Source organism: Lentzea nigeriaca (assembly GCF_016907955.1).
Classification (GTDB): domain Bacteria; phylum Actinomycetota; class Actinomycetes; order Mycobacteriales; family Pseudonocardiaceae; genus Lentzea; species Lentzea nigeriaca.
The window spans coordinates 410,929-423,009 of record NZ_JAFBCX010000001.1; the positions used below are offsets into that span (position 1 = coordinate 410,929).

General features: G+C 70.2%; 9 protein-coding genes. 5 read left to right on the top strand and 4 right to left on the bottom strand.

Annotated features, from left to right (window positions below; translation table 11 throughout):
• Window positions 1-12: 12 nt before the first annotated feature.
• Window positions 13-978: an L-threonylcarbamoyladenylate synthase gene (locus JOD27_RS01355; RefSeq protein ID WP_204760267.1), complete on the top strand. Its 966-nt coding sequence runs from the start codon at window positions 13-15 to the stop codon at window positions 976-978.
• 4 nt (window positions 979-982) lie between these two features.
• Here the strand turns inward: JOD27_RS01355 and JOD27_RS45795 are convergent, their stop codons facing one another.
• Window positions 983-2,251: a vanadium-dependent haloperoxidase gene (locus tag JOD27_RS45795; protein ID WP_204760268.1), complete on the bottom strand. Its 1,269-nt coding sequence runs from the start codon at window positions 2,249-2,251 to the stop codon at window positions 983-985.
• Between the two features lie 128 nt (window positions 2,252-2,379).
• Entirely contained in the window at window positions 2,380-3,657 is a 1,278-nt protein-coding gene (locus JOD27_RS01365) for a YncE family protein (protein WP_239566277.1), read from the bottom strand.
• A gap of 507 nt (window positions 3,658-4,164) precedes the next feature.
• On the opposite strand from JOD27_RS01365, the gene JOD27_RS01370 reads away from it, so the two are divergent.
• From JOD27_RS01370 to JOD27_RS01380, 3 genes are read left to right on the top strand one after another with little or no spacing between them, the layout of a single operon-like run.
• A complete protein-coding gene (locus JOD27_RS01370; protein ID WP_204760269.1) occupies window positions 4,165-9,906 on the top strand; it encodes a hypothetical protein in 5,742 nt (1,913 codons plus the stop codon).
• Window positions 9,900-10,313 carry a hypothetical protein gene (locus JOD27_RS01375; protein ID WP_204760270.1) on the top strand — a complete coding sequence of 138 codons (414 nt, stop codon included), beginning with the start codon at window positions 9,900-9,902 and terminating at the stop codon, window positions 10,311-10,313. The genes JOD27_RS01370 and JOD27_RS01375 overlap by 7 nt, the downstream gene beginning before the upstream one ends.
• A 10-nt stretch (window positions 10,314-10,323) precedes the next feature.
• The gene (locus JOD27_RS01380; RefSeq protein ID WP_204760271.1) at window positions 10,324-10,545 is read left to right on the top strand and encodes a bacteriocin immunity protein; all 222 of its coding nucleotides are present in this window, start codon (window positions 10,324-10,326) and stop codon (window positions 10,543-10,545) included.
• 10 nt (window positions 10,546-10,555) lie between these two features.
• On the opposite strand, the gene JOD27_RS01385 is transcribed toward JOD27_RS01380, so the two are convergent.
• Entirely contained in the window at window positions 10,556-10,897 is a 342-nt protein-coding gene (locus JOD27_RS01385) for an STAS domain-containing protein (protein WP_204760272.1), read from the bottom strand.
• A gap of 68 nt (window positions 10,898-10,965) precedes the next feature.
• Complete coding sequence (locus JOD27_RS01390) at window positions 10,966-11,382, bottom strand: DUF3592 domain-containing protein (RefSeq protein ID WP_204760273.1); 417 nt, start codon at window positions 11,380-11,382, stop codon at window positions 10,966-10,968.
• Window positions 11,383-11,536: 154 nt separating this feature from the next.
• On the opposite strand from JOD27_RS01390, the gene JOD27_RS01395 reads away from it, so the two are divergent.
• Window positions 11,537-12,076 (top strand): hypothetical protein, encoded by a 540-nt coding sequence (locus JOD27_RS01395; RefSeq protein ID WP_204760274.1) that lies wholly within the window; start codon window positions 11,537-11,539, stop codon window positions 12,074-12,076.
• Window positions 12,077-12,081 lie beyond the last annotated feature (5 nt).

The window sequence follows — 12,081 nt, forward strand, 5'->3', positions numbered from 1 at the left end:
AGAATCGCACGAGTGTCGGAACGAACTGGTGACACCCGGAAGGCGGCCGAGGTGCTCCGCGCGGGAGGCCTCGTGGCCTTCCCCACCGAAACCGTGTACGGGCTGGGCGCGAACGCCGAGGACCCGGTCGCGGTCGCGCGCATCTTCGCGGCCAAGGGGCGGCCGCCGTCCCACCCGCTGATCGTCCACATCGGTGGCGCCGAGCAGCTTCCCGACTGGGCCGACGAGGTGCCCGAGACCGCTCGCCTGCTGGCCGAGAGCTTCTGGCCGGGGCCGATGGCGCTGGTGCTCCGCCGTGGCCGTCGGGTGCCGTACGAGACGACCGGTGGCCTGGAGACGGTGGCCGTGCGGGTGCCCGACCATCCCGTTGCCCTCGAGCTGCTGGCTGCGTTCGGCGGGGGTGTGGCGGCGCCGTCGGCCAACCGGTTCGGCTCGGTCAGTCCCACCACCGCCGATCACGTCCGGGCCGAGCTCGGTGACGCCGTCGACTTCGTGCTGGACGGCGGCCCCTGTCAGGTTGGCGTCGAGTCGACGATCGTCGACGTCACCGGGGACGTGCCCGCTGTTCTGCGGCCCGGTGGGGTGACGCGGGAGGACCTGGAGGCGGTGCTGGGGTTCTCGCTCGCGGTGCCCGAGACGAGTCACGTCCGGGTCCCGGGGCAGCATCCGTCGCACTACGCGCCGCGGGCGCGGGTCGTGCTGGTCGAACCCGAGAAGGTCGTGGTCGAGGCGGGGCTCGCGCAGGAGTCGGGGCACCGCGTGGGCGTGTTCCTGCCGCCGGACTTCGACTCGGTCGACGCGCACGCCGTGGTGCGGGTGCCCGAGTCGATGGCCGCGTACGCGCGCGGGTTGTACGGCTATCTGCGCGAGCTCGACCAGCAGGGGTGCGACCTGATCATCGCGTCCCTGCCGGTGGAGGCAGGGCTGGGGCTGGCGATCGCCAACCGGCTGCGGCGCGCGGCCGGACCCCGCGACTGACCGTCTACAGTGGACATCTGCCGTGGTGGGCCGGGCCGGTTCGCTTCAGCAGCCGGGTGGCGAGCACTTCGGTGGCCACGCCGCGGCCGATGGTCAGGCCCGCCTGGTTGCTGAACTCGAAGTGCTGTCCGCCGAACACCCGTGACCTGCCCGCCTCGGCCGCGGCGGCGGAGAAGCTCGAGTAGGTGCGGGACTGGCCGCCCGGTGCGCTGTCGGTGGTGTGGGTGAAGCGGATGTCGTCGGCGCAGAAGAAACCGGCCAGGATGGTGGCCGCGGCGCCGCTGTAGGAGCTGTGCCCTGACGGGTACTCCGGGGATCCGCCGACGCTGCCGGCGCGCGGGACCCAGGCCGGACTCGGCTGCGTCCAAGGGTTTCCGTCGGTGTCCGCCTCGCGGATCGCCGTGGCCGGACGCCAGTGGCGGTAGGTGAACTTCGTGCCGACGGTGGCGACCGTGGTGTCGGCCAGCGTCATCGACAGCAACGCCAGGAGACGCGCCGAGGACGCCAGCGACAGGTCGTGGGACACGGTCAGCGCGATCTTGACCCACTCGCCGGGTGGTTGGGCGGAACCCGTTGGCACCGACCAGAACTGGAAGGTGGCGAGCTTGTCGGGAGCGGGGATCGCGGCGTCGCCCAGGAGCGCGACCTCGGCGGAGGCGGCGGCGTAGTCGAGGCTGTCCAGGGCCGGTGGCGGGCCAGGTATGTACGCGGCGGGGCTGGTGACCGCGAACGGACGGACATTGCGGTACTGCGTGCCGGACCACTCGGCCCGGAACACGCCGGGGCCCGAACCGGCGGGCTGGCTCTGCACCGGCGTGGAGCCGTCGTCGGCGCGGGACGTCACCACGCGTTGGGCGACCTCACGTCCCCAGCGCACGCCCTCGTCCCGGCGGTGGCCAGGGCGCAGAGCGGCCAGGTCGGCTTCCAGTTGCCTGTCGTAGCTGGAAGTTCTGTCGGGATCCAGCCGCACGAGGACGGTGTGTGCCGCGGCGACGGCCGCGGCTCGGGGATCAGCGCCACCAGGGCCTGGGCCGGGCACCATGGCGGGAGTGCGTGCCGGGGTGGTCAGTCCGTTGACCGCGTCGTAGACGGCCACGTTGAGCATCGCGTAGGTGCGGGCCGCGTCGGCGTCGGTGGCACGGGTCGCACGCACCGCGGCCAACGCGAACTCGTTCCACACCCGCACGCCGTCCGACCGCGGCACCGCGTCAGCGGGTGCGCTCAACGCGGCTCCGGTCAGGCCGAGCACCACGACCAGGGCGATCTTCTTCACCGGCCTCGCCTCCCAGGCCCATCGTGTCGTGGTTCCGGCGGGGATGCGACGGCTGATTGAAGCAGCGACGACGGCGAACGTTGCTCCGTTCGAAGCCGGGTCCCGACGGACCCGGCTTCGTCGGGTGATCAGCTGGTGGGACCGGTCCAACCGGCGGTGATCTTGGCGACGCGGACGCGCTGCGGGTGGTCGCCGACGGGCACCGAGACGGTCTTCTGTCCGGTGCCGAAGTCGATCGCCGTGATCTGGTCGGCGCCGCTCTCGGAGATCACGCACTGGCGGCCGTCACCGCTGACCGTGGCCCAGTACGGCTTGGAGGCGGTGACGAGCGGGCCCTGCTGCAGGGTGCCGCGATCGACGACGGTCGCGTAGTCGTCCATGGTCCCGGCGACGCACAGCTTGCTGCCGTCCGGGTTGATGGACAGGCCGTGGTGGCGCGAGTCGTTGACGAACGTGGTGCGGTCGTCGCTCGTGTTCTGGTTCTTCGGGAGGGTCTTCACCTTCGTGATCGCGTCGGTCGCGACGTCGTACTCGAGGAAGCCGTTGAAGAACGACACCTGGAAGTACAGCTTCGAGAAGTCGGGCGAGAACACCGCCGGCCGCACGGCGTTGGACAGGTCACTGCGGCCGAAGGCGTTGAGGCGGCTGCGCATGTCGATGGTCTTGACGACCTGGTAGGTGCTCGCGTCGACGATGGTGATGTGCCGGTCGCCCTTGAGCCAGTCCTGGTCGGGAGCGTCGAAGTTGTTGTTGACCTCGCCGATCGACATGTTCCAGATGTACCGGCCGCCGTTGGTGAAGATGTTCTCGTGCGGCTTGTCCCCGGTCTTGAACGAGCCGAGCTCGCGGCCGGTGTTGATGTCCAGCACGTGCACGGTGTTGGAGGTCGACGCCGAGACGGCGATCTTGGTGCCGTCGGGGGAGACGGCCATGTGGTCGGAGCGGAAGCCCGACACCGGGAAGCGCCACTTGATCTTGCCGGTGGCGAGGTCGATCGACACGACGTCGGCGAAACTCGGCCGCGAGGCGACCATGGCCGTGCCGTCCGGTGTGGCGTACATGTCGTCGACGAACTGGTCGTGGCCCTCGCCGGGGCCCTGCCGGATGCCGAGGAAGAACGCCAGCTTGATCGGGTTGAGGTAGATCTCCGTCAGGCGCTGGGTCTTGTCGGGGATGACGTTGAGGCGGCCGATCCTGGCGAAGTCGCCGGTGGACTTGACGACATCGGCGGTGCCGTCCCAGTTGTTGCCGACGAACATCACCTCGCGCAGCTCGGCCGCCGCGGAGGTGGCCGGTGTGGTGACGCAGGCGGTGAGGATCGTCGCCGCCGCGGCGGCTCGGCTCAGGCGGCGCGTGAAAGCGCTTCCGGAAAGGGTTTTCCGCGCAGGGGCGGACGAGGCGTTCATCGCTGCTTCTCCGTTGAAGTAGGCGCCATGCGAACGGGCGGAACGCGGGACCGGTCCACATCCCGGGAGGGATTGGGCAGGGTCTCCTGGGAGGGACGTGGCCCCAAGGGGTCTTACCTACTGGATAGTAGGCTCGCGTGATGGCGGCCACAAGATCGGTCATCCGCCCCACAGTGGCGGCCGTAGGCCCGCAAGACGTGACGAACACTCTGTTTCTGCTGGTCACAAGCCCTTTGTGCTAGGCCGTTCGAGTGGTGTTACCGACCAATCGCTGTGGTCCGTTCGCGCCTTGTGCTTCGCTCCGTCTGCCGTAGAGCCAGGGGGAAACGCTCTAACGACCCAGGGGGAGTCGTCGTGGCTTCAGCACGTTTGCGCATCGGCGCGTTAGCCGTGATCACGGCTTTGGCAAGCACGCTCCTTGTCCCATCCGCACACGCGGAACCAACACCGGCACCGCCACCACCGGACACCACCACCCAGCCCGCACAGCCGGCTCAGCACCCCGCGGTGACCGAGGACAGACTCGGCGCGCAGGCGACGGCGACGCCTCCGGCGGCACCGGGTGAGCTAGGCCCGATCGATCCCGGCAGGGACGGTTCGCCGAACATCGAGAACGAGCCTTCGAAGGCGCAGCCCATCGCGCCGTTGCCCGCGCTGGACCCCGGACCCGACGGGCGGGTGCCGATCGACCGCGTGCCGATCACGCCGAACCCTCCGGTCACACCGTCCAAACTGGACTTGCCGCTACGGCCGGGTCAGGAGCTCGTCGACGCCACCACGGCCGAGGCGCTGGCCACGCTGGCCAAAGCCGGTCGCACCACACCGGACGGCAAGCCCGTGCTCGACGCGAACGCGCTGCAGCCGCAGGTGCGTTCCGCGCAGGTCGTCGACCCCGGCAGGCGGGCCACGCTGCGGGAGCTGATCGACGCGTTGACGTCGGGCAACCTGCCGCCGCCGTTGCCAGTCGACCCGCTCGCGTTGTTGCAGCAGCTGCCCGACGGCATCCCGAGGATCACCTACCGCGTCTGCTCCGAGTCCGCGACCAAGCAGGTCTCGTGCTCGCTCACCCTTCCGCTCGGTGTGCCCGCTGTCGTCGACGTCACCGGTGACCGCACACCGGACGTGCTGACCGACCTCGTGCCGCTCGCCGCGCCGGGCGACGTCGTCGGCGCGGTCAGGGAGATCGCGAACGTCGAGCGCGAGACCGCGATCGCCACCGACCGGCTCAACGTCGTCAACGAGCTGCTGAAGGACCCGCTCAACGTCATCCTGCACCCCGAGCTGCTGGTCGAGAAGCTGAACCTCGAGAAGTTGTTGCGGGACCTGGGGGACACGCTCCAGGCCAAGATCGAGGCGCTGCTCAACCTGGTGCACCTCGGCCTCGGGTTCGTCAACCTGCGGCTGCCCACCAGCGAGTTCGCCGGACGTGACCTGCCCGCGCACGTGTGGGCCGTCTACGACCTCCCGACGCACAAACGACTTTCCGTCGGCTTCGACGGCTACCGGCGCGGTGCCGGTCTGCCCACGGCCGCGATCGGCGTCTACACCTTCGCGCCGCTGCAGGTGTTGCGCGGCATCTTCGACATCAAGGCGAGCGTGCTGCAGGTCGGTGCGGCGAGCTCGCTCGCGGTGACCGCGGGCCTCGCGAACGTCACCGACGACAACCAGGGCCTGCCCTACGACCCGACCGTGGCGAGCGCGCGGTTCGAGCCCGTGCCGGGTGTCTTCACCGCCCACGCGTTCATCGATCCCGGTGCGAGCGACCGGGATCAGCGCGTGACCGTCGACGCGCAGGTCAGCTCGCGGTCCACACTGGACGTGCAGGTGCTGTCGAACTCCAGCGCCGCCGACAGGTTCGACCAGCTCGTCGTCGACCAGCTGCCGAACAGGGTGTCGGCCGCGCTGATCCGCCCGCGCGACGGCGGCGACGACATCGTCGACTACTCCGCGAGCGACTCGATCAACGACGTGCTCTTCGCCGACTTCGTCTACGCGGGGGAGCAGCTCGACGCGTCCGTCCGCGCCGCGGCGAAGAACCTGCCCACCCAGTGGCGTGGCGCGCTCAACTCGGCGAACGACCGGGTGACGCTCGACTACGACGCCGCCGGTGCACTGTCCAGTTTGGATGTCTCGTTCTTCGACCGATTGCCTGCCATCGTGCTGCGCGGTGCGTTGCGCGAGCTGCCGACCGTCGTCAACGTGGACGCGAACCTGCCGGGCAGGCACGTCCTGTTCGACGCCAACACCCCGCTCGGCTCGGCCGAGGTGTTCGTGTCGAAGGAGCTCGGCGACTACGCGCCGCTGCAGGGCGACCACGCGACGGCGGTGCTGAGCGGGACGAAGCTCGGTGCCAGTGCCCGCGTCACCGGCCTGCGCAAGATCGACGTGTACTTCGACCAGCATCCGCGTGGTGGCACCGAGTTCACGCCGGGCGGTCAGCCGTTCGTCGCGGCCGGGGTGGTGGACGGCAGGCAGAAGGCGCGTCTCGACGTGTCGAACCTGCCTGCCACGCTCGGGTTCGACCTCGACACCGCCGCGCGGCGCGTGCAGTTCAACGCGAGCTCCGTGGTGCAGCGGGTGAAGGCCGCCTACGTCGACACCGCGGCGGGGCCGAGCGCGGTCGCCGCGATCAACGGGCTGCCGCAGACGGTGGACGTGCGCTACGACCTCGGCGACAAGCCGAAGGTGAGCTACCGGGCGTCGAGCGCGGTGCCGAGGGCCGAGCTGTTCGTGAGCCCGCAGGGGGTCGAGCAGCTCGATCCGACCGGCCACCACTACCTCTCGGCCGCGCTCACCGATCTGCCGACCGAGGTCGACGTGCTGGTCGACCTTCCGGCACGGCACCTGGACGGCACGTCGTCGGCGCCGCTCGGCACGATCGCCGCGGTCGCGCGGGTGCCGTTCGCCGGCCGCGACTTCCTCGCCATCGGTGAGCTCACCGATGTTCCCGCCCGGTTCGACGCCGACTTCGCCGACGGCCTCATGCGGTTCCGCGGCCTGTCCGGCGCGCTCGGCGCGGCACGGTTCTCCGTCACGAACCACGGCGGCGCGACCATGCCCGCGGGACAACACGTTTCGGCGCACTACCGCCAGGTCACCGGCGATTTCGACGGCAGCGTCGGCATTCGCGACCTCACGCTCGCCGAGTACGCCCGCGGCCCGGCGAAGCAGGTCGCGAACCTGCAGCTGAACACCGACGGCCAGCCGGTGTTCGTCGACGCCGACGTCGTGCTCGCCGCGAACGGCGCCGACGACACGCGCCTCGCGGTGACGTCCCGCATCGACCACCTGCCGACGAACCTCACGCTCACGATCGATCTCGCCGACGGCAAGCTCACCTACACCGGTGACAGGTCGATCGGACTGCTCGCGGACGTGCACGTCGGCAAGGTCTCCGCGCTGAACGGGCTCGGCGCGCCGTTGTTCGAGAACGGCGTGGCGGTGCGGGCTCGCGGCTGCGCCGAGGGCGCGGGCTGCGCGAAGGACACCACGCCGATCTGCACCCTGTTCGGCCGGTGCCTCGGGCTCGTGGGCACGGTCCGGTTGCCCGGCCTGCCGACCGCGCTCGCGATCGACCTGGTGGGCAAGAAGATCGAGCTCACCGGGTACACCGCCACCGCGCCGCTGACGGCGTACCTGGAGATCAGCGGTCTGCTGGCGAACCTGCCGAGGCTCGAAGGCCAGGTCAGCCTGGACGGGCTGCCGTCCAATGTGGACCTTACCGTCGGCCCGATCACGGTCGACGGCAACCCGGCTCGTGTCGACGTCGGCTACCGCGCGTCGGCGCCGCTCGGGGTGCTGCGGGTCGCGGCCGAGGCCGACACGCAGTCCTCGTTCGGGACGCTGAGGGCGCGGGCGTCGATCGACAAGCTGCCCGCGACCGTGCACGTCGTCGGCACGTTCGACGCGCGCACGACGCTGGGGGTGCACAACTCGGCTCCCATCAACGAGATCACGGCAGCACTGTCCGGAGTGGACGCGGGCTACCTGTCCGCGTCCGCGAACGGCGTGCCGGCTGATCTCGACGTGGTGGTGGACGCCCCGGCGAAGCACTTCGAGTCGTCGGCGTCCGCCGCGCTCGGCGGCATCACGTTCCGCGCGGCGAGGGTGCCGTTCGCCGGACGCGAGTACCAGGCGTTCGCGCAGGCGCTGGACATCCCCGCGAAGATGACGGCGGACTGGGCGGACGGCAACTTCAGGTTCCAGGGCACGTCGGGAGCGATCGGATCGGCGGCGTTCGCGGTGACCAACCACGCGGGCGCGACCGCGCCACGCGGTCAGCACGTCGCCGCGCACTACAACCAGGGCAACGGTGATCTCGACGCCAGCGCCGCGGTCGGCTCGCTGTCGCTGGTCGCCGTGGCGCCCAAGCCGGACGGCGTCGGGTTCGACATGCGTTCCGGCGACGGCACGTTCGCGTTCGACGGCGACTTCCTGCTCGCCGCGGACAACCGGTACACCGCGTTCGGCAAGGTCAGCCTGCCGAGCTCGCTCGACGTGCGCTACGGCGACGGGAAACTGAGCTACCGCACCGACCGCCCGGTCGGCCTGCTCGCCGAGGCCAGGGTCGGCAAGGTGGCGGCGCTCGACGCGATCGGGCAGGTCCCGTTGTACGAGCACGGCATCGCCGCCGAGGCCAGGTCGTGCGCAGGCGCGGGCTGCGCACGTGACGACGGGCCGATCTGCTCGTTGCTGGGCAGGTGCTTCGGCCTGGTGAGCACGGTGTCGTTGCCGGGCCTGCCCACGGTGGTCGAGGTCGACATGGCGGCGAAGAAGATCGACGTCGTCGGCTACCGGCCGCCCGCCGGTGTGCCGCTCAACGCCTACGTGCGCCTCGACGGCCTGTTCGAGGTCGCGCCGTACGCAGCGGCGAAGGCCACCCTGCGCGGCCTGCCGTCGCCGTTCGACCTGCACATCGGGCCGTTCGGGTTCGACCAGACCGATCCGAAGCGGGCACACGACCTACAGGTCCAGTACACCGCGTCCGGTGGCATCGACGTGCTGGAGCTGCGGGCGGAGGCGAACACGACCCAGTACGGGAACCTGCGTGGAGCGGCGGACGTGCACGGCGTGCCGTCGAGCCTGCAGGTGACGGGGGAGTTCGCTGACAACAGCCATGTGCGGGTCGCCGCGAACAGCGCGATCAGCATGGTGAACGCCCACGTGACGGGCATGTACCAGGGTGGGCCCGCGTCCGCGCGTGCCCGGCTCACGGACATCCCCGCCTGCGACGCCGGACCGAACGCGCCCTGCGTCGACGTCGACATCAAGGGCACCGACAACCAGGGCAACGCGCTCAAGGTACCGGTGATCACGGTGGTGTCGGCGGCACCGGGAATGGACGCCGAGGCCTTCGTGCAGGGCAAGTTCGCCGTGGAGAACAACGAGAGCGGTCTGCGGTTCCAGACCAACGACGTGTTCGCGAAGCTCGTCGACCTCGGCGAGAAGGTCAGCGTCACCGTCGCGGAGAACGACCTCGGCACGTTCAGCACGCGGTTGCGCTCCGAACCGGGTCCCACCGGCTCGATGCTCGTCGGCGGAGCGTTCGAGCTCCAGCAGAGGGACCCGTTCCCGATAAAGTCGTTCGAGCAGGACATCGTGTCCTGCATCAGCATCCCGATCCTCACGCTGCACGTGAACGACGGCCACATCCAGGCCCCGAACGTGCGCATCGGCGGCGTGTACGTGGTCGTCGACGGGGTGCGCGACATGACGATCCGGCCGGGCAAGGCCTACGTCGCCCTCGGTGTCGAGGGCACGTACGACCGGTTCAGCATGGTCGCGCCGCAGGTGCGCGCCCAGCTCGACATGGACCTCAGCCTGCGCATCGAGAAGTTCGACCAGCCACTGTTCCCGTTGTACGAGTGGGCGTTCAAGACGAACCCCGACGACGTCTACAGTGGACTGCGCTTCCACGTGTTCGACATGAAGAAGCGGACGAACGCCGAGTTCCAGGTCCTGATCGGCCCGGTACCGGTCGGGGTGTACGCGGACGAGTCGAGTCCCGGCAAGCTGGGCTACCAGATCCCGGCCGATCCGCGCATCTCCGGCATCACGGTGCTGCCGCCGCCGGACCTGGGCGACCCGAACACGCGGAAGTTCGTGTTCAGCATGATGGATCCGGGCAAGGTGGTGAACGGTCAGATGCAGTACCTGGACGGCGAGTCCGCCCAGCTGCTCGACATCGCCGTCTCGCGGGCGTTCAGCCCGTTCCCGGCGGAGGGCGAAAGCGGAGGCGGTCCTTGCTGAGGAAGACCCGTGCGGCGGCGCTGGCACTCGTGCTGGCGTCGCCCGCCGCCGTCACCGCGTGCGGCGGCTGCGGCTACACCCTGAGCGTCGCGCCGGTGACGGCGCGCGGATCGGACTTGAGCCTCACCGCCCGGCTCACGGGTGACGGTCCGGTCGAGGGCGTGAAGATCGAGTTCTCGGCGCTGGGACCCGACGGTGTCGTCCTCGGCACGGTCCCGACGGGCGCCGACGGCGTGGCGAAGCTGGAGTCCCGCAACTCGATCGGGCCGGACTCCGTCAACGGACGTGCGGTGACGGGGTGGACCGAGTACCGCGCCAAGGTGTGGTACCTGCAGGACTCCGACCGGGCGGCCGACGCGGTGTGCGCCGAGCCCGCCACGGCGTCGTTCCGCTACGAGCCCAGCTAGGGTCTCCGGGATGGAGAAGCTGACTCGCGCGGAGATGATCGCGCTGGTGGAGCGGATCATGCAGCCCGACTTCCCCGAGGAGGAGGACGAAACGGCCTTCGACGCGCTGACCCGGTCGACGGGCAACCCGCACGTGTCCAACCTGATCTTCTACCCCGAGCCGGGGAAGGAGAACCTGACCGCGGAGGAGATCGTCGACCTGGCGCTGGCGTACCGGCCCATCGCCCTCTGACGGGAGACGGTCAGCCCGCCAGCGCCTCGGACACCGTGCCGTACAGCTCGATCATCTCGTTCAGCGTGGTCGCCCGCAGCGCTCGCAGCACGCTGCCCGCCGGCGCCACCACCCGCAGCGGCGTGCCCTCGTCGACGCCGCGCGTGTGGTACTCGACCAGCACGGACAGGCCGGACGAGGCCAGGAACGACACGCCGGTCATGTCGAGCACGACCGCTCTGCCCGCCGCCTCGGTGAACACCTCGGCCAGGTGGTCGTGCAGGAGCGGCGCGGTGTAGGAGTCGACCTCGCCGGTGACCCGCAGGATCACCGCGTTCTCGCGCCGCTCGGCCTCCGTCTGCAGTGGTGTCACCCTGCCTCCCGTCGGTCGTCCCCCAGCTTGGCAGGGCGGGCGGCCGTTGTCGATCATCGACGCGCGGGTCAGTCGTCTCTCGGTTTGGGTGCCCAGGCGATGAGGTTCGCGAACATCGCGCCGAGGATCACGACGCCCAGCATGCCGCCCACCACCCAGTGCGCCTCGTCGTTGTCGGCCAGTGCGGCGTCGACGACCTTGCCGATCTCCAGGTCGTAGCGGACCGTCACACGATCGCCGGGGTGGCGGGCCGGTCCGTTCTCCGACAGGGTCGCCACCTGCTTCGTGCCGTCCGGGAGCGGGTACTCGACCTTCACCGAGTAGCTCTTGCCCGACCGCAGGCGTTCCCGCACGGTTCCCTCGGCACTGGCCCAGGACTTCTGCTCGGACGACGACCGGATCACGAACGCCAGGCCCGCGATCGCGCCCACCAGCACGATCCCCGCCACGATCCGGCCTGTGCTCGACTTCAGCGATTTCGCCACCACGCCCCCCTTCGCACACGACATCGCTGTATCGGTCCCGAATGTGACAGCGGGGCACGTGCCGATCGGCACTCCTTGCGGCATGACCTCTGGCGTCCGAAGTGGCCGGTCGGGACTCGGGAACACGGTGGCCTGGCTCCTAGCGTCGGCCGGCGTGACTGACAACTTCTCGTCGAGGTTCGGTGCGGTGTGCGGGGTTCTCCTCGCCTTGTCGATCGGGGTGCCGGGGGCTGTCGAGGCCTTCACCGGCGAAACGGCCGCGACCAGTCTGGTGATCGGGCTGGGGACGGCGTTCGGCGCGCCCGCCGTGGTGGCGTTGCACGGGCGCCAGGCGTACGCGTCGGGGCGGTTCGGGGCGTTCGCGTACGCGGCGAACATGTTGGGGCTGGGATTGTTCACCGGGGTGGCGTTCGCGCTGAACGTGGTGATCTTCTTCCAGGACCAGGTGGCGCCGGTGACGTCGCTCGTGCTGAAGGCGGCGTCGCTGGTGTTCGTGCTGGGCACCGTGCTGTTCGGGGTGTCGATGGTGCGGGCGAAGGTGTTCCCGGCGGTTCCGGCGTGGGGCTACGCGATCGTTTTCACGGTGCTGGCGGTGTTCGCGGCGCTGCCGGACACGCCGTGGTCCGCGCTGGCGCACGTCGCGTGTGCGGCGGTGCTGATCTGGCTGTCCGCGGCCTTGTGGCCACTAGCCTGAGCGGC

Bases quoted from the DNA above. Each gene is read 5' to 3' on its own strand.
- JOD27_RS01380 (WP_204760271.1), top strand. From the start codon at position 10,324: ATGGAGAAGCTGACTCGCGCGGAGATGATCGCGCTGGTGGAGCGGATC.
- JOD27_RS01365 (WP_239566277.1), bottom strand. From the start codon at position 3,657: ATGAACGCCTCGTCCGCCCCTGCGCGGAAAACCCTTTCCGGAAGCGCT.